Origin of the sequence: Clostridium ganghwense, assembly GCF_026735165.1 — a bacterium.
Lineage (GTDB): Bacteria > Bacillota > Clostridia > Clostridiales > Clostridiaceae > Clostridium_H > Clostridium_H ganghwense.
Genome location: NZ_JAPQES010000001.1, coordinates 1166810 through 1192976, shown reverse-complemented (window position 1 = coordinate 1192976; position 26167 = coordinate 1166810). Strand labels below are relative to the sequence as shown.

At 29.3% G+C, this 26167-nt stretch carries 19 protein-coding genes; 17 read left to right on the top strand and 2 right to left on the bottom strand.

The genetic code is table 11. The features are described from left to right. Positions 1-66 precede the first annotated feature (66 nt). The 11 genes from OXH55_RS05375 to OXH55_RS05325 all read left to right on the top strand — a co-directional run bounded on the left by OXH55_RS05375 (position 67) and on the right by OXH55_RS05325 (position 12557). Positions 67-1827 carry a sigma 54-interacting transcriptional regulator gene (locus tag OXH55_RS05375; RefSeq protein ID WP_268048583.1) on the top strand — a complete coding sequence of 587 codons (1761 nt, stop codon included), beginning with the start codon at positions 67-69 and terminating at the stop codon, positions 1825-1827. Between the two features lie 230 nt (positions 1828-2057). Beyond that, on the top strand, positions 2058-3344 hold the full coding sequence (locus tag OXH55_RS05370; RefSeq protein WP_268048581.1) for an L-cysteine desulfidase family protein: 1287 nt from the start codon (positions 2058-2060) through the stop codon (positions 3342-3344). 26 nt (positions 3345-3370) lie between these two features. Further along, positions 3371-4654 (top strand): L-cysteine desulfidase family protein, encoded by a 1284-nt coding sequence (locus OXH55_RS05365; RefSeq protein WP_268048579.1) that lies wholly within the window; start codon positions 3371-3373, stop codon positions 4652-4654. 277 nt (positions 4655-4931) lie between these two features. Continuing rightward, positions 4932-6104, top strand: coding sequence for a dicarboxylate/amino acid:cation symporter (locus OXH55_RS05360; protein ID WP_268049026.1), 1173 nt, complete (start codon positions 4932-4934; stop codon positions 6102-6104). A gap of 194 nt (positions 6105-6298) precedes the next feature. After that, entirely contained in the window at positions 6299-7747 is a 1449-nt protein-coding gene (locus tag OXH55_RS05355; RefSeq protein ID WP_272508937.1) for an aminoacyl-histidine dipeptidase, read from the top strand. 72 nt (positions 7748-7819) lie between these two features. After that, on the top strand, positions 7820-8344 hold the full coding sequence (locus tag OXH55_RS05350; RefSeq protein ID WP_268048576.1) for a hypothetical protein: 525 nt from the start codon (positions 7820-7822) through the stop codon (positions 8342-8344). Between the two features lie 157 nt (positions 8345-8501). Beyond that, complete coding sequence (locus OXH55_RS05345) at positions 8502-9518, top strand: SGNH/GDSL hydrolase family protein (RefSeq protein ID WP_268048574.1); 1017 nt, start codon at positions 8502-8504, stop codon at positions 9516-9518. 47 nt (positions 9519-9565) lie between these two features. Continuing rightward, complete coding sequence (locus tag OXH55_RS05340; RefSeq protein WP_268048572.1) at positions 9566-9898, top strand: hypothetical protein; 333 nt, start codon at positions 9566-9568, stop codon at positions 9896-9898. A 267-nt stretch (positions 9899-10165) separates the two neighbouring features. Beyond that, positions 10166-10540, top strand: a complete 375-nt coding sequence (locus tag OXH55_RS05335) for a GntR family transcriptional regulator (protein ID WP_268048570.1) — start codon at positions 10166-10168, stop codon at positions 10538-10540. 68 nt (positions 10541-10608) lie between these two features. Continuing rightward, complete coding sequence (locus OXH55_RS05330; RefSeq protein ID WP_268048568.1) at positions 10609-11730, top strand: DUF1648 domain-containing protein; 1122 nt, start codon at positions 10609-10611, stop codon at positions 11728-11730. Positions 11731-11789: 59 nt separating this feature from the next. Next, complete coding sequence (locus tag OXH55_RS05325) at positions 11790-12557, top strand: YhfC family intramembrane metalloprotease (RefSeq protein WP_268048566.1); 768 nt, start codon at positions 11790-11792, stop codon at positions 12555-12557. Positions 12558-12603: 46 nt separating this feature from the next. Here the strand turns inward: OXH55_RS05325 and OXH55_RS05320 are convergent, their stop codons facing one another. Further along, positions 12604-13935 carry a hypothetical protein gene (locus OXH55_RS05320; RefSeq protein WP_268048564.1) on the bottom strand — a complete coding sequence of 444 codons (1332 nt, stop codon included), beginning with the start codon at positions 13933-13935 and terminating at the stop codon, positions 12604-12606. Positions 13936-14201: 266 nt separating this feature from the next. Here OXH55_RS05320 and OXH55_RS05315 point away from each other — a divergent pair, with 266 nt between their 5' ends. From OXH55_RS05315 to OXH55_RS05290, 6 genes are all read left to right on the top strand, one after another. Then, on the top strand, positions 14202-15245 hold the full coding sequence (locus tag OXH55_RS05315) for an ABC transporter substrate-binding protein (RefSeq protein ID WP_268048562.1): 1044 nt from the start codon (positions 14202-14204) through the stop codon (positions 15243-15245). Positions 15246-15338: 93 nt separating this feature from the next. Continuing rightward, complete coding sequence (locus tag OXH55_RS05310) at positions 15339-17027, top strand: ABC transporter permease (protein WP_268048560.1); 1689 nt, start codon at positions 15339-15341, stop codon at positions 17025-17027. 45 nt (positions 17028-17072) lie between these two features. After that, a complete protein-coding gene (locus OXH55_RS05305) occupies positions 17073-18146 on the top strand; it encodes an ABC transporter ATP-binding protein (RefSeq protein ID WP_268048558.1) in 1074 nt (357 codons plus the stop codon). 107 nt (positions 18147-18253) lie between these two features. Then, the gene (locus OXH55_RS05300) at positions 18254-18976 is read left to right on the top strand and encodes an MgtC/SapB family protein (RefSeq protein ID WP_268048556.1); all 723 of its coding nucleotides are present in this window, start codon (positions 18254-18256) and stop codon (positions 18974-18976) included. A 97-nt stretch (positions 18977-19073) separates the two neighbouring features. Continuing rightward, complete coding sequence (locus OXH55_RS05295) at positions 19074-20831, top strand: sensor histidine kinase (RefSeq protein ID WP_268048554.1); 1758 nt, start codon at positions 19074-19076, stop codon at positions 20829-20831. Further along, entirely contained in the window at positions 20806-22362 is a 1557-nt protein-coding gene (locus tag OXH55_RS05290) for a response regulator transcription factor (protein ID WP_268048552.1), read from the top strand. The genes OXH55_RS05295 and OXH55_RS05290 overlap by 26 nt, the downstream gene beginning before the upstream one ends. An 83-nt stretch (positions 22363-22445) precedes the next feature. Here OXH55_RS05290 and OXH55_RS05285 read toward each other — a convergent pair whose 3' ends face one another. After that, positions 22446-25877, bottom strand: a complete 3432-nt coding sequence (locus OXH55_RS05285; protein ID WP_268048550.1) for a pyruvate carboxylase — start codon at positions 25875-25877, stop codon at positions 22446-22448. Positions 25878-26167 lie beyond the last annotated feature (290 nt).

The window sequence follows — 26167 nt, the reverse complement described above, 5'->3', positions numbered from 1 at the left end:
ACAAAAAAATAGTGTAAGAATATAATTTAAGCAAACAAAAGGGACAAGAGTTAAGGTGGTGTTAATATGTCTTTAACCGATATAAAAGCTTCTGCTCAGGAGGTTGCAGAAGCTATAGCTGCAGTTTTACATGTTGATGTTACTATTGTTGATAAAAATTCTAATAGAATAGCTGCAACAGGTGAATACAAAGGTTGTATAGGAGAAAAGATACCTCAGAAATCTTTATTTGAATTTGTGATAAGTGAAAAAAAACCAAAACACATAAATAAATCGCATTCTAATACCATTTGTAAAAACTGTTCTAAAAAGTCTACTTGTAGCGAATTTGCATCCATAGGATATCCAATACTAAACGGTAATGAAGTAATAGGAGTAATAGGAATAAATTCATTTAGAGAAGAACAGAAAAAAATAATTGAAGAAAATTATGATTCCCTTATGGTTTTTCTTGAAAAGTTGAGTACTATTTTACTTGGAAATATGATTTATAATCAAACTATAAAACAGCTTAAAATTCAAACAGAAGAAACTAGTCATATAATTGATAGCTTAAGTTATGGTATTTTATGTGTTAATAGTAAAGGAATGATAAAGTATATAAACAAAAAAGCAAAAAAACTTTTTGGTATTAGTGATGAAAAAATAATAAATCATTCTGTAAAAGATATTATACCTGATATAGATATAGAATTAATTAGAGAAAAATATCATGGAAAAAAAATAAATATTCATGGTAAAGGATATAATTTAATGCTCAAAAATAATCCTATTATTTTTGAGGGCGAGGAAGTTAGTAATATTATAGAAGTTAGCAAGACAAGTGAGGAAGTTCGTAATGCGTATAATCTGATTACAGGAGAAAAAGTAGTAAAATTTCAAGATATAATAGGTCAAAGTGAAAGTGTAAAAAATGTAAAAGACATTTCAAAAAATATAGCTAAGAGCAATTCAACTGTTCTTTTAAGAGGAGAAAGTGGAACCGGAAAGGAGCTTTTTGCAAGAGCAATACATTATGATAGTGATAGGTATAAAGCACCTTTTATTGCAATAAACTGTGCATCAATACCAGATAATCTTCTTGAAAGTGAATTGTTTGGGTATGAAGGAGGAGCATTTTCTGGTGCTAGAAGAGAAGGGCAGATGGGGAAATTTGAATTAGCAAATGGTGGAACTATATTTTTGGATGAAATTGGAGATATGCCTATTCACCTTCAACCTAAAATTTTAAGAGTACTTCAGGAACAAAAATTTAGAAGAATCGGTGGGAAAAAAGAAATCTCTGTAAATGTTAGAGTTATAGCTGCAACAAATAGGAATCTTGAAGAGATGGTTAAAAATAGATTATTTAGAGACGATTTATATTATAGATTAAATGTAATTCCTATTTTTTTACCAAGCTTAAAAGAAAGAGGAATGGATATATTATTATTAAGTGAACATTTACTTCAAAAATTTTGCGATAGGCTTGAAACGGGAAATAAGAAGTTCTCTAAGGAGATTCAAGACATATTTATAAGTTATAATTGGCCGGGAAATATAAGAGAACTTGAAAACGTAATAGAATACTTGGTGAATGTAACGAAAGAAGAATTGATAACTCCACCAAATTTACCTATTATGATGAAGCAAAACCTTTGTGAATTTGAATCACAAAATAAAATGACTCTTAAAAGTAGATTAGAAAGATATGAAAAAAATGTGTTAATATCTTTGATTGAAAAACATGGGAATGATGCTAAGGGAAAAGAAAAAATTACAGAAGAGCTTGAAATAGAGATTTCTACATTATATAGAAAACTTAAAAAATATAATTTGCAAAAATGATAAAAGTATTTGCAAAAATGCAAAAAATAAAAGAAGTTAAGATTTTAGCTTATTTGAAGTTTTATACTTATAAAATACTATTTTTATAGGTGTAAAGCTTTTGTTTTTTTGCAAAATTAAAATTAAATTATTTATTTAAAATGGTGCTGTTAACAGGTTAGAGTCTTTGGTATGAATTTTGCTACTTACAAATAAGTAACAAGGTTATTAGAGTGAAGGGAGAAATAAAAATGATAAAAAATAAAGAAATAGAAAAAGCATTATTAAATCTCATAAAACGTGAAACTAAACCTGCTATAGGATGTACCGAGCCAGTTGCAGTAGCTTTCACAGCAGCTACTGCTAAAAAGTATTTAAAAGGAGAAGCTAAAAAAATTAATGTAAAAGTAAGTAATAATATATTTAAAAATGGTAAATCAGTTATTATACCTAATACAGAAGAATGCGGAATAGATATGTCGGCTGCATTAGGAATATTATGTGGTGATGCTGAAGATGGATTATATGTATTTAAAAATGTTACTTCGAAAGGTGTAGATGATGCTAAAAATATGCTAAGAGATAGCATGATTGCAGTAACTCCAGTTTCTGATTCAGAAAATATTTTTATTCAAGTAGATATTGAAGGAGAAAATAATCTAGTTAGTGTAGTAGTAAGTGGTGGACATACACATATCCAAAAGATTGAGGTAGATGGAGAAATCATATTTGAAGATAATATTGAAAAAGCAGATGGAGAATCTTATGAGTTTTTAAAAGAAATGACATTTAAACAAATTAGAGAGATTATAGAAGATATTGATATAAATGATATTGAGTTTGTAATTGATAGTGTTGAAATGAATAGACATGCTGCTGAAGAAGGACTGAAAAAGGAAAAAGGACTAAGATGGGGAGCTTCTTTATTAAATCTTCAAAAGAAGGGTAAAATAGGTAATGATCCTTCTATGAAAGCAAGAATTTTAACAGCTGCAGGATGTGATTTAAGAATGAGTGGCGGAAACTGTCCTATTATGACAAGTGGAGGAAGTGGAAATCAAGGGCTTGGAGTAATAATTCCAATAACAGTTATGGCAGAAGAAATTAATGCGTCAAAGGAAAGACTTCAAAGAGCATTATTTTTTGGACATGCGATAAATAATTTTGTAAAGAAATATACAGGAAAACTTTCTGCAATATGTGGATGTGCCATAGCTGCAGGAATAGGGGCAAGTGCTGCTATAGCATGGCTTTTAGGTGGAAATGATGAACAAATTGAAGGAGCAGTTCAAAATATGTTAGCAAATCTTACTGGAATGGTATGTGATGGAGCAAAAGAAAGTTGTGCGCTTAAATTATCAACTTCATCAGCAGAAGCAGTAATAGCAGCAGCTATTGCATGTGATGATGTGGTTGTTCCTAATAAAACAGGAATACTTGGAGGAACTGTGGAAGAAACAATAAAAAATCTTGGAACACTTTGTAGAGAAGGATTTTATAAAGCTGATGAAGTAATGGTTACTATTGTGAATGAATAATTGATTAGATAGAGGGGATAAAAAATATGTATAAAGATAAAATCATATCACTTTTAAAAAATGAAATGGGACAGGCTTTAGGCGTTACTGAACCAGCTGCCATAGCTTTAGCTTCATGCAAAGCATATGAAGTTGTAGGTGGAAATCTGAAAAAAATTAAAATAATTACAGATCCAGGAGTATTTAAAAATGGATTTTCATGTGGAATACCTGGTACAGATGAAATGGGAAATGAAATTGCAGCTATACTTGGTGTGTTAGCAGGTAATTCTAAACTTGAATTAAAGGTTTTAGAGAATATTAAAGAAGAACATATAGTTAAAGCTAAAAAACTTAGAGAAGAAAAAATAGCAGAAGTAGATGTAAAAAAAGGACTTACAGAAATACTTATAGATACAACTGTTATCACAGATAAAGGTACTGGAAGAGTAGTAATTAAAGAAAAACATACAAATATTGTTTTGATAGAAGTTAACGGAAAAATAAAATATAAAGCAGAAGATAATGAGAAAGAAGAAGTGAATAAAGAAAAGTTTTCTCTTACTAATCTGAAATTGATTGACTTTGTGAATTTTGTGAATGAAGTTTCATTTGAAGATATTAAGTTTACTTTAGAAGCGGTGAAAGTAAATAAGGAACTTGCTGAAGAGGGAATGAATGGAGCTGGAATGGGCTTAGGAAAGACTATAGCTGAACTTGCAAAAGAGCAAAAAATATCTCAAGATATAGTAAGTTATGCTCAAATGTTAACTGGTTATGCAGTTGATGCACGAATGGGTGGGATGTCAAAACCTGCTATGACTATCTGTGGAAGTGGAGATCATGGAATTATTGCTACTATGCCTCTTGCTGCAGTAGCAGAAAAGATGAATATAGGAGAAGAAAGGTTGGCTAAAGCTATTGCTCTAAGTTACTTAGTTACTATTTATATAAAGAAGCTTTCAGGAAGATTATCTGCATTTTGTGGCTGTGCAGTAGCAGCAGGAACTGGAGTGAGTGTTGGGGCTGTTTATTTATTAGAAGGAAATGTTAAACAAATGGAATATACAATTAATAATATGTCAGCAAATATAACAGGTATGATTTGTGATGGTGGAAATTTAGGATGCTCTTTGAAAGCAGTAACTGCAACAAATGCTGCTATAATGTCTGCACTTCTTTCTTTAAAAAATATTTTTATTCCAAATAATAGTGGAATTGTTGCTAATACTGTAGAAGAAACTATGAAAAATATAGGTAAGATAGCTTCACCAGGTATGTTAGAAACTAATAATGTTATTCTGGACACTATGTTAGAAAGAAACAAATAATAAAATATATATTCATAAAGCATATGTTAGTAGGATTAAAGTTTTACTAAGTATGCTTTTTATTATTTTGATAAATTTTTTGCATTGTAAATTCTGAAAATAGATAATATTTTGAAAAAAGTATATTTTTTGACATAACGATAATATGAGATTATAATTTAGGTGGACAATTAGAATGTTAACAGATATTTTTTAGTAAAATGAACGTTAATCAAATTATAAGTGAAAAGGAGTGAGAGCCGTGAAAGAAAAACGCAAGTTGGGATTAATCAGTAAGATGATTATTGGTATCACAATAGGTGTAATGTTAGGTCTTTTTGTTAATTCAAAAGCCATGATGGTTATCTTAACAGTCAAAGAAATTTTAGGTTCTATAATTTTCTTTACTGTACCATTGGTTATATTTGGGTTCATAACACCAGCAATAACAAGTCTTAAAAATAATGCAAGTAAAATGCTAGGTACTATGGCTGCAATGTGTTATATATCTGCAGTAGGTGCAGCAACTATGTCAGCTATTGCAGGCTACATAATAATACCTCATTTTAATATTGCTAGTCAGGTAGCAGAACTGAAAGAATTACCAGAAGTTATTTTTAAATTAAAGATTGATCCTATTATGCCTGTAATGACTGCATTAGTTTTAGCTATATTTACAGGAGTATCAGTAATATGGACAAATGCAGAAATAGTAGACAAGTTCTTGAATGAAATACAAAAAATGGTATTATCAATAATTACTAGAATAATAGTACCTATTCTACCTATTTTTATAGCTGCTACATTTAGTGAATTAGCATATACAGGAAGTTTAACTAAACAATTACCTGTATTTTTAAAAGTAATAATTATAGTACTTATAGGACATTTTATCTGGCTTACATTATTATATTCACTTGCAGGGGTAATTTCAAAAAAGAATCCTTTAGAAGTAGCAAAGCATTATTTACCAGCATATTTAACAGCAGTTGGAACAATGTCAAGTGCTGCAACATTACCAGTTGCATTAAGATGTGCACATAAATCAAAGGCATTAATACCAGAAGTAGTTGATTTTGCGATTCCACTTGGAGCAACTACCCATCTATGTGGATCTGTTCTTACTGAGACATTTTTCTGTTTTACAATATCAAAAATACTTTATGGTACTTTACCAGAAGTTAGTACGGTAATATTATTTATATTGTTATTTGGTATATTTGCTATAGGAGCACCAGGAGTTCCAGGCGGAACAGTTATGGCGTCTTTAGCAATTGTTACAGGAGTTCTTGGGTTTGATGCATCAGGAGTAGGACTGTTAATTGCAATATTTGCACTTCAAGATAGCTTTGGAACTGCATGTAATGTTACAGGGGATGGAGCTTTAGCTTTAATGCTTAGAGGAATATTCTATGATAAAGATGGAAAGCCTAAAGCAAATAAAAATAAAATTGAGCAAGCTAGTGCTTAATAAGTATATCTAAAGAAAATGTATCAAATGAAATAGTTTAAATAGCTGTAAAGCTGATATAAAAAATAATGATCTTTAAAAGGTCATTATTTTTTATATTGTTTTGTATTAAAGTTATTTTATATGCTAAAATTATTAATATAATTGTTCGTAAATAATAGTATTTATGGGAAAGGATGAGCATTTTGGATAGAATGTTAAAAGATTTATCACCAAATTTAGTTTTTAAGTACTTTGAAGATATTACAAGAATACCAAGAGGTTCTGGAAATGAAAAAGCAGTAAGTGATTACTTAGTAAGCTTTGCAAAAAAGCATAATTTAGAAGTTACACAGGATGATGCATTAAATGTGATAATAAAAAAAGCAGGAAGTAAAGGATATGAAAATGCACCTACTGTAATTTTACAAGGACATATGGATATGGTATGTGAGAAAAATAAAGAAGTACAGCATGACTTTGAAAAAGATCCAATTAAATTAAGAGTAGATGGAGATTTTGTAAAAGCTACAGGCACAACATTAGGTGCAGATAATGGTATTGCAGTTGCTTACTGTCTAGCAATATTATCTAGTGATGAGATAGAGCATCCTCCACTAGAGGTTTTAGTTACGACTGAAGAGGAAACTGGAATGGGTGGAGCTTCTAGTGTAAAAAAAGAAAATCTTTCAGGTAAAATTTTAATAAATATAGACTCAGAAGAAGAAGGAGAACTTTTGGCAAGCTGTGCTGGTGGAGTTAGAAATAGAGTTAAGCTTTTGGCTGAAAAAGAGAGTGCAAAAGAAGGCTTTACTGCTTTACAGCTTAAAGTAAAAGGTTTAAAGGGTGGACACTCAGGAATGGAAATAGATAAGGAAAGAGGAAATGCTAATAAGCTTATTGGTCGTGTACTTAATGATTTAAACTCTAATCTAGAATTATACATAGCTGATATTAACGGTGGAGCTAAAATGAACGCTATTCCAAGAGAAGCTGAAGCTGTTATTTTAGTGAAAGATGAAGAAAAGAAGACGTTAGCTGATACTGTGATAAAATGGGAAGATATTTTTAAAAATGAGTTGAAAAATTCAGATTCAGAAGTTATTGTTGAGTTAGAAGAATTGAATAAAAAAGTAGAAAATACTTTTACAAAGGTTTTAGGAGAGAAAATTATAAACTTATTAGTATTAATACCACAAGGTGTTCAGACTATGAGTATGGATATCAAAGGGCTTGTTCAGAGTTCTACTAATTTAGGGGTAGTCACAACTACTGATACTGAGATTACATTTGAAAGTGCTATAAGAAGTTCTGTAAGAAGTCTAAAATATGAAATAGTTAAGAGAATAGAAAGTGCAACTAAGCTTGTAGGAGCAAAAATGGTTTTAGAGTCAGAATATCCAGAATGGGAATATAAAGCAGACTCATATATTAGAAATGTTTTTATAAACGTGCATAAGGATATGTATAATAAAGAACCAAAGGTAACTGCAATTCATGCTGGGCTTGAATGTGGACTTTTGAAAGATATTTTAGGAGATTTAGACATGATTTCTTTTGGACCTAATATGTATGATGTTCATACACCAGAAGAAAGTTTAAGTATTTCTTCTACACAGAGAACTTTTGAATATTTACTTAATGTTTTAAAAGAGATAAAATAGTAAAAATAAGTTTATGAGTGTAGCCCATTGTTGTGCTGAGTTTAAAAAACTTGAAAACAGGAGAAGAATATTATGAAAAAAGTTTATCAGAAGCTTTGGATTTGCGTAAGTGTTATAGCCTTATCATTTACATTAATAGCTTGTACAAAAATTAAAGATAAAGCATCAGTTATATCGGAAAAAACTCTTAATAAGGTTACTTCGCAGTTTATTTCTGAAATTCCATATTTTAAGGAAGAAAAAGGAAAAATATTTTGTTCCTATGAGGTTTTAGGAATAAGTGAAAAAAGTAATGAGGTTACACAGTATTTAGACGTTTTAGCTCAGGAATATTATATTGAAAATGGAGAGTTGAAAGAAGGTACAACAGGGGCTTACCCTGTAGTCATTACTATAAAAAGAGAAGGAAAAGATTATAATGTTCAAAGTTATAAACTATCAAAAGAACTAGAAAAAACAGATGCAATTAAGATTTTACCGAAAAGTATACAGAAAAAAGTGCTATCAGATGAGTATAAAAACTCACAAAATGATAGAACGAAAAAAGGAACACTTCAAAGAATAGAAAAAGCTAAAAAGTATTTTGAAATTGACTAAATATAATAAACCAGAGTATGTCCGAGGGCTTGCTCTGGTTTATTGATTTATATGTTAAAAATTTGCATTGTTTTAATAATACTAGGCATATATATAAAGTGCTAAATTTATTCAATAAAATAAACAAGTTATCAATTAATAGAGAGGAGAGATTTTTATGAATAAACGGAAATTTATTTCTTGTATGTTGATATTCTTATTATTTTTTCTTCCGGTACAATCTCAAGCAGCTACTAATAAAGCAGAAACGAATATAACTACCATAAATAATGAAGATAATAAACTATTACTGCCAATTGTTAAATATGTTTCTTCTATGTGTAGATTAAATCCCCAAAATACAGATTATACTGAAAAACTTATATATGCAATAATAACTATTCGATACTTGGAAGAACAAAATTCTATCAAATCTGAAGGAACTACTAAATATATTGCATTAGGCGATTCAATTGCCTTTGGATTAAGTGCTGATTTAAATAAAGGTTATGTTGATCTTTTTAAAAACTACTTGAAAACAACAGAGAAGTATGATGAATTAGTACTAAACAATCTAGCTATGACAGGAGATAAAAGTAGTGATTTATTAGATAAGGTAAAAAATGATGTTAAAACACGTGATGCTATTAGACAAGCTAATATAATTACTATCAGTATTGGAGGAAATAATTTATTATCACCAGTTATTAAAGCTATTGCGTCTAAGTATAAGTTGGATTCAGAAGAAGCGAATTTTGTTATAAAGTTGACAAATGCAATAGAGGAAGACCCTAATTGGGAAGAAAAATTAGAAATCTTAAAAAATGATTCTTGTTTAATGAAAGAATTAGATGAAGGAATCAATAATTTTAAGGAAGATTGGCCTAAAATTATTAAAGAAATTAATAGTCTTGCTCCAAATGCAAAAATATATGTTATGACCATATATAATCCTTTGAAAGCAGATACACCTGTTCTATATAATACATTTGAGAAGTTAATTCAGCCAATAAATGAGGAAATTAAAAATAGTATCTATGATTATAAAGTAGCTGAAGTTTATACTAAGTTTCACGAATATGATGGAGAAATACCTTTAACAAATTTTGATTTGATTAATAGGTCAATAGATCCCCATCCTACAAACTATGGTCACCAAATAATTTTCAAGGCACATTGCAAATCATTGAAATGACACCGTATTGTACAAACCTTCATAGTATGGTGTTAGGAGGTGATTTAATGAAAGTTACAAAAATAATAGATGGACCAGGTCCTTTACCTTTATGTGAACCATTTAATGTTTCAAGTTGTAAACAATTATTTTTTGTGTCTGGATCTGCTTGGAGAACAGATAGTCCAAAGCTTTTAGAGATACAAGTAATAATAGATTCTACTATAGAAGCTACTTTAAGAGTATGGACAAATGAAAGTAATTCTCATAAAACTTTAATCCCTGTTCTATTTGAAACTGAACTTGCAGTTGGTGAACACACTGTACAACTAATAGAACATTCTGATGCTATTGGTGATCAAAATGATTATTATCAAGTAACAATGATAGAATATTGTTAAAATAATTCAAATCAATATGTAAATGATAAAAATTCTTAAATAAGAGTTAATATAGTTTCTTACGAATCTCTCACTTCGGTGAGAGATTCATTATTTTAATATGATATCTTTTATAAGTAGGTAATAGTAAAAATTTATAAATTTAGTTGATTTTTTATTATAACTGTTCTATTATATATATAACAGATAGAACTGTTTTGCATATAATAAATTTAGAAATGAAAATATTTTGGGAACATTTTTAGTAAGAAATGAAGGAGGAATTAAATGCTGATTAAAATTGATTTTGAGTCCGAAACAGCCATATATATTCAATTAAGAAACGAAATAATAAAAGGAATAGCAAAAGGAGAACTTCAAGAAGGAGAGAATCTTCCTTCTGTTAGACAACTTGCAGGTGATATAGGAATCAACATGCATACTGTAAATAAGGCATACGCACTTTTAAAAGAAGATGGTTTTATTAACATGGATAGAAGAAAAGGTGCAGTAATCGGTAGTATGAAAAATATGATAACTGATGAGTATAAAGAAAAACTTAATGAAGAAATGGATGCCATAATTGCAGAAGTATATTGCAGAGGTATGAGTGAAGAAGAATTTATAAATATGTGTAGAGAAAAGTTTAAACTTTATAAATGAGATAACTAAAGTATAGTGTTTAGAAGATGTATATTAATCTAACTAAACAAAATCAAGGAGGGATTATTATGAGTATAGGAATGATGATGTTCACTTATTTGCCAGTGTTTATTATATTGTTTATTCTAGGTGTTTGCATGCCTAATCTTACAAGAAAAGAAATATTTTTTGGAATTAGAATACCAAAAGATAAAGCAAAAGATTCTCAACTTATAAATTTAAAAAGAGAATATGTAAAAAAGTATTTATTAATATGTGGAGGATTTTTAGCAATACTGATTGTTGCTTTGTTTTACAGTAAAAATCCTATGATTCCTACTATAGGTGTATTCATATATATAATTCTTCAATCAATGATTTATTTAAATATCCATAAGAAAGTTAAAGAATATAAAGCTAAAAGTAATTGGAATGAAGGAAAAAAAGAAGTTGTAATTGTAGATACAAGCTTTAGAAATAAAGAAAATAAAAGAATGCTTGTAAGTAAGGCATGGTTTTTAATTCCATTAGCTATTATTGTTTTAAATATAATTATTGGTTTTAAAGTATATGCTAATCTTCCAGATCCAATGCCTATACACTGGAATGGAAAGGGGATAGTTGATAGATGGGCACCTAAATCATATAAAACAATTTTTATAATGCCTGCCAGTCAGCTATTTATGATGATAATTATGTATATTGTTTATAAGACTATAGGGATGGCTAAAGTTCAAATAAATGCAAGTAATCCAGTAGTTTCAAGAGAGCAAAATAGACGTTTCAGATACATTTGGTCTGGATATATTATTTTTATTACTAGTGTAATAAGTCTAATTTTTACTTTTATTAATTTCAATATGCTTAGTATTTTAAAATGGACTCCAAAGCAAATGGTTATAGTACCTATGATATTTACAGCTGTCCTTCTTATAGTTACTATAGTAATTGCATTAATGACTGGTCAAGGTGGAAGTAGATTAAATATAAAAGAAGAAGAAAATCATCAAAATCATATAGATAGAAATGATGATAAACATTGGAAGCTTGGAATGTTTTATGTAAATAAAAATGATCCAGCAATTATAGTTGAAAAAAGATTTGGAATAGGATGGACTATAAATTTTGGAAATGTAACAGGAATAGTATTTTTTGTAATGCTGATAGCTTTTATTATTGGATATTCAGTTATTACTTCAAGATTAAACTAGAAATAGGGGAATATGAATACTATAAAGTTCTATATATTAAAGAATAGGGGGGAGATAGTATGGTAAATAATATATCCATTATGTTTATGATAATTAGTTTCATGATTTGTTTTGGATTACCTATTGGACTTACAATATATTTTTATAAGAAAAAGAAGGTATCTTTGTTAGCAGTAGGGGTAGGAGCTTTAATATTTATTGTTTCACAGATATCAACCAGATTACCTTTGATTGGGTATTTAAACACAAAATCTTGGTTTATTCAAAATATCAAATCCAATACAATAATATATGTATTATTTTTGGCTTTAACAGCAGGAATATTTGAAGAAGTAGGTAGATTTATAGGTTTTAAATATTTGCTTAAAAATAAGCTTAGTTGGAAAAATGGCATTGCTTTTGGAATAGGACATGGTGGAATTGAAGCTATATTATTAGTTGGTATCACATATGTATCTAATATAATACTTAGTATATTAATTAATATTGGAAATTTTGATGCTCTAGTAGCTCAGAAATCACCACAGATAGCTGGAATAAAGAATATTCTTATAGGGACACCTTCATATATGTTTTTCATAGGTGGAATAGAAAGAATATTCACAATTATATTTCATATAGCTTTAACTGTGATTGTATTAGAAGGGGTAATGAAAAAAGAGAATAAATATTTATTGTATGCAATTTTGATACATGCTTTAGTAGATTTTGTAGCAGGATACAATATAAATATATTTGTAACAGAAGGGTTTATGTTTGTAACGGCAATTGTAAGCTTTAGATTTTTAATAAAATCTAAAAAGCGATTTAATGATATAGAAGTTTGATATAAATCAGGTCACAACTTTTAAATTTAAGTTGTGACCACATTTTTTATTTAGTAGGCTTGTACATAAAGAAAGCCAAAGCTTCTTTATTAGGTAAAGCATGTTTAATATTTCTTATGTGACAAATTTGGTTACCGTAATAATGTGATTGATTATCACATATATAAGCATAATCTGTAGAGCCTTCATTTACCCAACCCATAAATATATAAACATGAGTTGGTTTACCCTTAGTGCCTTTGGCAGTAGTTGTAAAGCATATATCTCCAGGAAGAAGCTTCGAAACATCATAGCATACCTGCCAGTTATCTTTTGATAAATAGTTAATAAGACTTACATTTTTATATTTATCATTTATAAGAGAACCTGTGTTACATACTTTATCAGCTATATTTACTCCCACTCTTCTAAGCGCTTCACTAGTGAAATATACACAGTCATTATATGCACTTCCATTATTAAGACCTAAAGCACGTTTATTTACAGTTTGTCTGTTACCGTCATAACGTAAATAATTATATAAGTCAGTTTGAAGCTTACTTTGAGTTCTTTCTACTTTATTATCATTCTTAGTTTGTTCTTTAGTCCATTCTTTTATTGTAATTACTGTAAATTTAACACCGTCATATTTATTTTTTGAGTGGTCGCCTTTACACCAAAGATCTAATAAATAAGTTCCAGCAGGAATATTGCTTGTATTGCAATTAACTATACGTGAATATGGTTTTGATGGACTTATCCATTCGCCTTTATCGGGATTGTAAAGGTGAACTTTATATAAATTTTTACTATTATTATTAATACCACCAACTATTATATGTTCACCTTGATTAAATTCCAATTTATTTATTATCATACTTCCACTTAGATTTTCATTAGATTTTGATAAAACATTTATATTGTAAATATAATGATCATCATAGTTACCATATGGATTTTTGTATTTATATTCATTAGAATCTTTTAAGTTCACACGTTTTACTCTAATAGCTATTTTATATCTACCTGTTTTCAATTTCAAATTTGATATTGAAATTAATTTAGGGATAGTAGGGTTTGTTGCCTCAGACCATCCTCCGTTGGAAGAAGGATTAATTAATTTCCAACTATCATTTGTTTTATCTGCACGGGCATAGAATAATTGATATTGCACATTATTGCTGTAATCTTTGGATGAAATATAAATAGAATTACTGTGTCCAGATATAAAAGGACTATGTTCTAGGGTAACAAATTGGATTTTAGGTATATCTACTTGAGATAGGTGATTTTCACTTTCTGCTTTTACACTTGATGGAGTGAAAGATAGTAAAGTGAAGGTTAAGGAAAAAATCATAAAAAGCGATAAAAATTTAGAATGGCAAAGTCTTATCTTCATATTTTTTACTCCTTTGTTATATAATTTATATTTAATAATGACAATATATTGAAAAAATACACACAGAATATAATATCATTTATTTGTATAAAATTCCATGAGAAATTAAGAGAAGTATAGAATGTTTAAAATTTTTACCTCTATGTGCCTTATTTTGTTCATTATTATTTTTATAAGACAAAATGGATTTATAATATACTTGTAAGTTAAAAAACGATATGTAAAGGTTGTCAAATTTAAAATTAAAGGAATTGAGGGGGGTAAATATGATTAAAAAGAAAATATTGGCACTAGGATTAACAGCGTTAATGTCAGTAGGATTTTTAGCTGGATGCGGGAATTCTAGTTCAAAACAACAAGCTTCTAATGATAAAAAAGAGTTAAAATTAACTATTTATGCTGGTCTTATGGAAGATCATGCTCAAAAAGCAATTAAAGAGTTTGAAAAAGAAACAGGAATTAAAACTAACATGGTAAGAATGAGTGGGGGAGAAATTCTTGCAAGAATTATGGCTGAAAAAGACAACACTCAAGCTTCTGTTTGGTATGGTGGACCAGCAGATACTTTTATAGATGCTAAAGGAAAAGGATTACTTGAAAAATATGTTTCACCAAATGCAGAAAAAATACCAGATAAGTTTAAAGATAAAGAGGGATATTGGACAGGAATATATAATGGTTATTTAGGATTTGTTTGTAATAAGGCATTATTAAAAGAAAAAGGAGCAGAAGTTCCAAAATCTTGGGCAGATTTATTAAAACCAGAATATAAGGGACAAATAGTTGTTGCAAATCCAGGATCATCTGGAACAGCATATACATTAGTTTCTACTTTAGTACAGCTTTGGGGTGAAGACAAAGCTATGGATTACTTAAAGAAATTAGACGGTCAAATTAAGCAATATCCAAAGACTGGTTCAGCTCCTGCACAAATGGCTGGTATGGGAGAAGCCATGGTTGGAATTTGTTTCATGCATGATGGAATCAAATATAAAAAACAAGGATATGAAGATATAGTTTTATCAGCTCCATCAGAAGGAACTGGATATGAAATCGGTTCTGTAGGAATAATTAAAAATGCACCAGATATGGAAGCAGCTCAAAAATTTGTTGATTGGGCTTTATCTAAGAAAGCACAAGAACTTGGTCAAACAGTTGGTTCTTATCAATTCTTAACAAATCCAGATGCACAGCCACCAAAAGAAGCTGAGCAATTAAAGAATACTAACCTTATAAATTATGATATGACTTTTGCAGGTGAAAATAGAGCAAGATTAGTTGAAGTATGGCACAAAACAACTAATAAATAGAAATAAAATAGTCCCACTGTCTTATAGATGGTGGGACTTATAATAAATATAGGGTCTATTTATTCCCTTGAGATATTGAAAGGAAGTATGCAAATGGCATTTAAACAATATAAAAACAAACTAAAAAACGATTTAGTAGATATGAAAAAGATATGGAGAGATCCTCTACTTTTAGTTACTATAATTTTTACTATTTTAGTGCTTTTAACCTTTATCTTATATCCTTTATTTTCTGTATTGAACCAAAGTTTTGTAGGGGAAGACGGATTTACACTTAAAGCATATGTTCAAACACTTGAAAATATAGATTTTAGAAATACCTTAGGAAATACTATGAAATTAGGAGTTACTGTAGGACTACTTTCTACATTATTAGGATTTATTTTTGCTTATACAGATTCTTATATAAGAACACGCTTTAAAAAGATGTTTAATATAGTTTCAATATTACCGATAGTTTCTCCACCTTTTGTACTTGCATTATCAGTTATAATGCTTTTTGGGCAGCGAGGACTTGTTACACATAAATTATTACATTTAACAGATGTAAATATATATGGATTTAAAGGATTAGTAATTGTACAAACTATGACATTTTTCCCAGTTGCATATTTGTTGTTAAATGGATTATTAAAACATATAGACGTATCACTAGAAGAAGCAGCAAGAAATATGGGAGCTTCAAGATGGAAAACTTTCACAACAGTAACTTTACCACTTATGGCCCCAGGAATTGCAAATGCATTTTTATTAACATTTATAGAGACAGTAGCAGATTTCTCAAATCCAATGGTTATTGGAGGGGACTTTTCTACTCTTGCTACATCAATATATTTACAAGCAATAGGTAATTATGATATGCAAGGTGGAGCTACAATAGCGGTTATATTACTTGCGCTTACAATTCTCATATTTGTTATAGAAAAGTATTGGTTAGAAAGAAAATCTTATGTTACTGTAACAGGAAAGGCTTCAAGAGAAAGAGAATTAATTACTGAAAAACAAATTGTTTATCCATTAAGTATAGTTTGTTTATTAATAACTATATTTATATTAGCACTTTATATATTAATTCCATTAGGCGGATTATTTAAAATTTGGGGTGTAAATTACTCTTTAACTCTAGATCATTTTAAATATGTATTTGACTTAGGACTTGAACCAATAATGGATACTACATTCCTATCAGTTATTGCTACGCCGCTTACAGGAATATTAGCTATGATAATAGCTTTCCTTATTGTAAGAAAGAAATTCTTTGGAAAAGGTTTTGTAGAATTTAGTTCACTACTTGCTATGGCAGTACCAGGAACAGTTATAGGTATAGGTTATATATTAGCTTATAATACTAGACCATTATTATTAACAGGAACAGGAACTATAATTGTAATTGCATTTGTTATGAGAAGCTTACCTGTTGGAGTTAGATCAGGTGTGGCAGCTCTTCAACAAATAGATCCTGCTATAGAAGAAGCAGCTTCAGATCTTGGAGCTAATACTTCAAAGGTATTTTCATCTATAACATTACCATTGATAAAACCCGCATTCTTTAGTGGACTTGTTTATAGCTTTGTTAGAAGTATGACTGCAGTAAGTGCTGTTATCTTCTTGGTATCAGCTAAATACAGCTTACTTACAGTTCAAATATTAGCACAAACAGATGCTGGTAGATTCGGAGTTGCAGCAGCATTTTCTACAATACTTATAATTATAGTGTATACAGCAGTAGCCATTATGAATTTTGCATTAAGTAAAATGGGAGTAAGTAAAGAAGGAATGTAAGTAGAAAAGAACTAATAATGAATACGAGAGGATGGCGAACATAGAATGGAAAAGAGAAGTAAAGGTGTTAATATTAAAAATCTTAATAAAATATATATAGGAGCGGACAATAAAGAATTTAGAGCTGTTGATAATATTTCTGTAGATATAAAACCAGGAGAATTTGTAACATTACTTGGACCTTCAGGATGTGGAAAAACAACTACTCTTAGAATGGTAGCTGGATTTGAAATTCCAACTTCAGGAGATATTTATTTAGGCGGGGATAAGATTAATGATTTACCTCCAGATAAGAGAGATTCTTCAATGGTTTTTCAAACATATGCACTTTTCCCTCACTACAATATCTTTGATAATGTAGCTTATGGATTAAAACTTAAAAATTTGAGCAAAGCAGTTATAAAAGAAAAAGTAGAAAATATTATCGAACTTGTAGGATTAAAAGGATTGGAATATAGATATCCAAATCAATTATCAGGAGGACAACAGCAGAGGGTTGCGCTTGCACGTGCTCTTGTCATGGAACCTGGGGTTTTGTTATTTGATGAACCTTTATCAAACCTAGATGCAAAGCTTAGAGTGTATATGAGAACAGAAATTAGAAAGATACAGAAAAAAGTAGGTATAACTGCAATATATGTAACACATGATCAATCAGAAGCAATGAGTTTATCTGATAGAATAATTATTATGAATAGAGGTATAATTGAACAAGTTGGTACTCCAAAGGAAGTTTATTATACTCCAAAATCAGAATTTGTAGCTGATTTTATAGGAACAGCTAATTTCCTTGATGGTACTATAAAGTCAATAGATGGTGAAAAAGTTGAAATAGAAGTATACGGAAAAATAATAAAAATAAACTACAAAGGAGATAAAAAGCCAGGTGATGAATGTAGAGTAGTATTAAGACCTGAGGCAATAAATGTAGGAAGAGAAGGGCTTTTAAAAGGAACGGTTACTTTATCTACATTTATGGGAGCATATCAAGATTATGTAGTTAGAATGGGAGATAAAGATATAATAATACAAGATACTAATCCACAAGGTAAAGAAGTATTTGATGAAGGTCAGGAGGTAATGATTAATTTCTTACCTGATAATGTTCATATTATATAATTGCATAAAAAATTATACATTGTAAGAAAATATAAAAAGTACTATGATATATGCATAGTACTTTTTTGTAAATGTATACAATATATAATAACAAGGGGGGGAGATAAGTGCATTGGCATGAAGTGGTTATTAGATTAGCTTTAGCAATAATAGTTGGTGGACTTATAGGATACGAAAGAGAATTCAAAAATAGACCAGCAGGATTTAGAACTCATATATTAGTTTGTGTAGGGGCGGCAATTATATCTATGATACAAGTTCATATGATAGAGGACACTACTAAACTGATAATGCAAAATCCACAACTAGCTAACGCACTTAAAGCTGATATAGGAAGAATAGGTGCACAAGTAGTAACAGGAGTAGGTTTTTTAGGAGCAGGAACTATAATACATGAGAAAGGCTCTGTTAAAGGGCTTACCACAGCTGCAACTATTTGGGTAGTAGCTTGCATCGGACTTGCTGTAGGTATGGGATATTATGCATTGAGTATTTTTGGAACAATTGGTGTTTATGGTGTATTAGCATCTTTGAAGAAGTTTGAAGGTAAAATTTTTCACAAAAAAAATATGGTGAAAATAGAGATAGAATATTACAATAAAAAAGATTTAGTAGATAGGGTTTCGAAATATTTTGAAAGTAAAAGTATTAAAGTAAAGAACATAGAGTTTTCTTTAGAGGAAGAAGAAATTGAAGAGGAGATTGAAGAAGAGAGTATTTGCTTAAGGAAAAGCTTATACACAATTTTGGTTCCTATATATGTAAAGCCAGGAAAAATAGTTCAGGATTTGAGTGCATTTGAGGAAATTTATAAAGTAACAATTATATAGTGGAAGTTTTATGTTTATGGCACAAAGTCTCTTTATAGCACATGAGATTTTTGTGCTATAATTATTTTAAAGTAAACTAGGAGATAAAGGGGTTATAATGATAAAAAAAAAGAATTTTAAAACAAGACTTTTTAAAGCATTTATAATAGTAGGATTTTTTCCTTTGATAATTATGACAGTATTTTATTACTGTAATACTTCAAGTTTAATAAATAAGAAAATTAATACTTCAATAAATGAAAATATAAAAATAATGAGTTCTTTTATTGATTCTTCTATAAATAATTTTTCAAGTATTGTTGAGTTTTTGGCTGAAAATAAAGAAATTCAGCAGATTTTCAAAAAGGAAAAATATAGTAGCTATAATGAAAAATTTAAAGATGCCCAGAAAATATATACCATAATTACTAGCGTTACTGCAAATCAGAAAATGGATATACCTGTGTATATAATGGGATTAAATAATCCGTTGAGTAGATTTACTACTCAAGAATATTTTTCTCCTATTTATGGAAATAAATACAATGAGATTTTTGATTTAATTGATTCTGCAGAAGACAATAAGTTATTTTATGTACACAGAAGAGTTGATGGAAGAGAAAGAAAAGATATTGTTTTGGCCATATGCAGGCAAATTATAGATAGAGAAAATGATGAAAAATTAGGATATGTATTTTTAGATATATATGATGATTATTTTAATAATATTTTAAAACATGCGAAGGTGTATGAAGGAAATAATATCTATATATTGGACAAGCAAGGATATATAATTACTGATAAATTATATAAAGATAGGACAGGCTTTAAATTTTATGAGAATTATGTGGATACTATCTTAAATAACAAGCAAGGACAATTTAGGTGTACTTTAGAGGGAGAACAGTATGTAGCTTATTTTAATACTCTTGCCCATAATGAATTTAAAATAGTTGAAATCGTTCCCGTTAAGTCTATATATAAGGATAAAGGGATGATAGTGCAAACTTTTATATTTGTTCTTATTCTTTTGAGCGTTTTTGCAATTATAGTATCTCTTATTCTATCTAAAAGTATTTCGAAACCTATAAATAAACTTTCAGGATTAATGCGTAGAGTAGAAAAGGGAGATATGAATGTAAACGTTAATATAGATTCTAATGATGAGATAGGAGACCTTGGAAAGAGTTTTAATAAAATGGTAAGGGAAATAGATAAGCTGATAGAAGAGGTTTATATTAAGCAGTATCTTTTAAAAGAAGCTGAATATAAGAATTTAAAGGCTCAGGTGAATCCTCATTTTTTATATAATACTTTAGAATCTATAAAATGGATGGCTAAGCTTGGAGAAAATGAAGGAGTAGTTAAAATGACTACTACTTTGGGGAAATTTTTAAGATATAGTATAAGTAAAAAAGGGGATATAGTTACCGTAAAAGAGGATATTGATCAAATTAATAATTACCTAACTATTCAGAGCATAAGATATGGGGATAAATTTAGTGTGGATTTTGAAATAGATAATAAAATATTGGACCAGAGAATTTTAAAACTTTTATTACAGCCTTTAGTTGAAAATGCTATAATTCATGGTTTAGAACCTAAATTAGAAAAGGGCAAACTTGTTATAAAAGGATATAAGAAAGAAGAAAATATATGTTTTGAAATTATAGATAATGGTGTTGGAATAACAAATGAAAGCACTAAAGGTGAAGGAATTGGAATGAGCAACGTAGATAAAAGAGTTAAGATTCATTATGGTGAAAAATACGGAGTATTCTTAGATAGAATAGATGATAAAACTTATGTGAAATTGATTCTTCCATATGATTGGAAGGGGGATGAAGAGAATGATAAAAGTAATGATAGTAGATGATGAACGTTTTGCAAGAGAAGGAATGAAAAGAACTATAGATTGGAAAAAATATGAGTGTGAAATTTGTGGGGAAGCTTCAAACGGATATGAAGGTATTGAAGTAGCTAGAAAAACAAAGCCTGATTTGATAGTTACAGATATAAGCATGCCTGGAATAAATGGTATAGAAATGGCTCAAAGTATAAAAGAATTTTTACCAGAATGTAAATTTATAGTAATAACGGGATATGATGATTTTCAATATGCTAGAGGAGCAGTTAAAATAAATGCTTTTGATTTTATTTTGAAACCTATAGATGAAGAAGAATTTTTATCTTCTATTGAAAAAGTTCATATTGAATTTAAGAAGAATAAAGAGCACATTGATATTGCAAGAGAAAAAGTTCTTTTAGATATGATGAGGGGAAAGATAATAACTAGTAAACTGGATGAATTTATTAGAGAATATAATATTGATTTAAAATCTATAATTATAGGATGTATTGAAAATGATAATTATCAAAAAATATTAGAAAAAGACAGATTTGATATTCTACATGAACAGAATGAATATATAAAAAATATAATTCATCTAAGTATAGGAGAGATTTGTCATTATATAGTTGAATGTCATGAAAATATAATTGCTGTAATAATAGATACTGAAGAATTGGTTCATAAAGATATTGCGAATATTTTTGAAAGTATTCAATTAGAAGTTATGAAAAGAAAGGATAATACTATAACCATAGGAGTATCTAATTTTGGGTCTATAAATGAAATGAAAAAAGTATATGATGAAAGTAAACAAGCTTTAAAAAATAAATTATATGAAGGTAAGGGAAGTATAATTTATTTTGTAGACCTAAAGCGAGAAAATATAATTAAATGGACATATATTTTAAATGCAGAAAATGAGATTAAATTAAGTTTAAGAGCTGGGGATAAAAATAAGATAAGTAAGCAATTGCATGATATATATTTTAAAGTACTTAAAGATAATAACATAGGTTATGGAATCATAAAACAAGTAAGTATAGAGATAGTTTTAATGGCTTTGAAAATATTAACTCAATATAATATATCAGTAGAAAAGGTATTAGGGGAAGAATTTGAGGCCTATAAAAAAGTAGAAGGATTGCATACTATTAATGAATTGTATAAATGGGTAAATGAAATTATTATTAGCGTTCTTAGATATATCAAGTTAGAAAATATTAATATTAGTGAAAGTGGATTAAATAAAGCTATAAAATATATAAATGAACATTATACTGAAAATATATGTTTAAAAGATGTTTCAAGACAGGTTTATTTAAGTGAAAGTTATTTAAGTAGAAGAATAAAAAAGGTAGTGGGAATAAGTTTTGTTGAATATATTACAAAACTTAGAATCGAAAAAGCAATAGAGTATCTTCAAAATTCAAATATTAAGGTATCAGAAGTTGCTTTAAAAGTGGGGTATCCAGACTATAGATATTTTTCAAGGATATTTAAAAAACATACTGGATATTCTCCAAGTGAATTCAGCAATTATAATAATCAAGTATAATTTTATAGATATAAGGAAAAAGAGCTTATGACATATATGTCATAAACTCTGAGAAATAAGGGGAATGCAGCTTCAAAGAAAATTTATTTAAGTTTAATCAAGAGTTCTCCTGATTGAACTTGCTGCCCTTCTTTAACTATTACAGAATCTACCATTCCATCCGATGCAGCTGTAATGTTTGTTTCCATTTTCATAGCTTCAATTATTATTAAGCTATCATTTTCTTTAACTTCATCTCCAGGCTGTACAAGTACTTTTAATACTGTACCAGGTATACTTGAACCAATTTCAAGAGGATTATCTGTATCAGCCATTTGTAGTGAATCAACGTTTATAGAAGCTGTAGCTTTTTTATCTTTTATCTTTATTTCACGTCTGTTTCCATTAACTTCAAATACTAAAGTTCTATGGCCTTCATTATCTAGATTAGTTATTTGAAGGAGTTTTATAATTAAAGTTTTACCTGCAGCTATCTCAATTTCACAAGTTTCTCCTTCACGTAATCCATGGAAGTAGATATCACTTCCCATTCGGCTAAGATCTCCATTTTCCTTGATATATTTTAGATAAGCTTCAAATACATCAGGATATAGTGTATAGCTTATAATATCTTGCTTAGTAGGCTCAATATCAAATTTATCTTTAAGATGTTTAGCGACAGCATCAAAATCTTCAGATGGAAGAAGTTCACCTGCTCTGCAAGTAATAGGCTCCTCTCCTTTTAAAACTATTTTTTGAAGATTTTTAGGGAATCCGCCTTCTGGCTGCCCCATCATTCCCTTAAAGTATGACACTACAGAATCAGGGAAAGCCATATCTTTACCTTTTTCTAATATATTTTCTGGTGTTAGGTTATTTTGAACCATAAAGATTCCAAGGTCACCTACCATTTTAGAAGAAGGTGTTACTTTAACAATATCACCAACCATATTATTTACTTTCTTATACATATCTTTAACTTCATCAAATCTATGTCCAAGACCAAAACTTTCAACTTGAGGTTTTAAGTTTGAATATTGGCCTCCAGGTATTTCATATTTGTATATTTCAGTAGAACCAGATTTTAGTTCAGATTCAAATTGAGCGTAAACTGGTCTTACAGCAGCCCAATAATCTGAAAGCTTTTGAATTCCATCTACATCTATACCTGTACATCTCATAGTGTGCTCAAGAGCTGCTACAACAGAGTTTAGAGCAGGTTGACTTGTAAGTCCAGACATACTGTTAAGGGCTGTGTCTACAATGTCAACTCCAGCTTCAGCTGCCATTATTACAGTTGCTACTCCATTTCCAGTTGTATCATGAGTATGAAGATGTATTGGTATTGATATTTCACTTTTCAACGCTTTAATAAGTTTGTATGCAGCATAAGGTTTTAATAAAGCTGACATATCCTTTATTCCTAAAATGTGAGCACCCATTTTTTCTATTTCTTTTGCTTTTTTAACGTAGTAGTCTAAAGAATATTTGTCTTTTGAACTATCTAAAATATCTCCAGTATAGCAAATGCAAGCTTCTGCAACCTTACCATTTTTAAGAACTTGGTCAATTGCAACTTCCATTCCTTTTAGCCAGTTAAGAGAGTCAAAAATTCTAAATACATCAATTCCTGATTTAGCTGATTGATCAATTAATTCTCTTATAACATTATCAGGATAGTTTTTATATCCAACACCATTAGATCCTCTTAACAACATTTGGAATAGAACATTAGGCATTCTTTTTCTTAGTTCTTCAAGTCTAGTCCAAGGAGATTCTTTTAAGAATCTATATGCTACGTCAAAGGTTGCTCCTCCCCACATTTCCACAGAGAATAAATCTTTTCCAAGGGTAGAGGTTGCTTTTGCTATTTTAACCATATCTTTAGTTCTCATTCTAGTTGCCATTAAAGATTGATGAGCATCTCTCATAGTTGTGTCTGTAAGAAGTAATTTTTCTTGAGATTTAATCCATTTAACAAGGCCCTCAGGTCCTTTTTTATCTAGTATTTGTTTTGTTCCTTTTAAATCTGTAGGAACACTTATTTTTGGAACAAGAGGTACATCAAAGTCTTTTTTTGTTCCGTGAGTTTCATTTACAACTTTATTACCAATAAATTTAAGAATATTATATTCTGAATCTGTTTCTGTAGTTATATTAAATAATTCCTTATGTTCTTCAATGAATTTGGTGTTACATTCACCATTTGCAAATACTTGATTATTTAGAACGTTAATTAAAAAGTCAACGTTAGTTTTTACCCCAGAAATTTTTAATTCTTTTAAAGAACGTAGGGATTTTCTTATAGCATCCTCAAAAGTTCTAGACCAAGCTGTAGTTTTAAAAAGTAAGCTGTCGTAGTATGGGCTAACTATAGCACCTGTAAAACCATTACCACCATCAAGTCTTATACCAAATCCAGAACCTGTTCTATAAAGATCAATTCTACCGGTATCAGGTAAAAAGTTATTTGAAGGGTCTTCTGTAGTAACTCTACATTGAATAGCAAATCCTCTAAAATTAACATCATCTTGAGAAGATATACCTATTTCCTTACAATCTAAAGAATATCCTTGAGCAATTAGAATTTGGCTTTGAACAATATCAATACCAGTTACCATTTCCGTTACAGTATGCTCAACTTGAATTCTAGGATTCATTTCTATGAAATAGTGGTTTCCATGCATGTCTACCAAAAATTCTAAAGTTCCTGCATTTCTATAGTTTACAGATTTAGCTATTTTTAAAGCATCAGCGCAAATTTCTTCTCTTTTTTTCTTTGGAAGTGCAAAGGCTGGAGTAAATTCAATTACTTTTTGATGACGTCTTTGAACAGAACAATCTCTTTCAAAAAGATGAACTATATTTCCAGATTTATCTCCTAAAATTTGTACTTCAATGTGTTTAGGATTTTCTAGATATTTTTCAATAAAAATATCATCTATACCAAAAGCTTTCTTAGCTTCACTTTTAGCACTTCTAAAAGCAGGAATTAATTCTTCCTCATTTCTAACTATTCTCATACCACGTCCACCACCGCCGGCAGCAGCTTTTAGCATTATAGGATATCCACATGCTTTTGCGAATTCTATAGCTTCATCTTCAGAGGTAACAGGTTTCTCAACACCAGGTATAGTTGGGACATTTACGCTTTGAGCAACTATCTTTGATTTTATCTTGTCTCCTAATTTTTCCATCATATCAGCATTAGGACCTATAAATTCGATACCTGCTGCTTCACATTTTTTTGCGAATTCAGGATTTTCTGATAAGAATCCATAACCTGGATGGATTGCATCTACTCCTTTTTTTAGTGCTAGGTTTATTATTTCATCAATATTAAGGTATCCCTCAATAGGTCCCTGATTTTTACCTATTTGATAAGCTTCGTCTGCTTTAGTTCTAAATAGAGAACACTTATCTTCATCAGAGTATATGGCAACAGTTCTTATACCTAATTCGTTACAAGCTCTAAATATTCTTATAGCGATTTCGCCTCTGTTGGCCACTAAAATTCTTTTGAACTTTTTAATCAATTTATTCACTCCTTTTTTGTCAATGGGAATAGATGGTGCTGAAATTAATGCAATATATACAGTGGTTTTTATGCAAAAAATATTAATAATACTATTATATATGAGTTAAATAATTATTTCAATTGCATATTTTCAAAAAATAACTTGCAAATTTCTAAAAAGTTATAAGAAATAAATGTGGCATGGAAAAGAATTTTGATAAAGTTAACAAAATTGTTCATATTGATATATTATTCTAAAATTGATAAAATCATACTTCAATATTTTAGGTCAAGTCCTATTAAAAAATA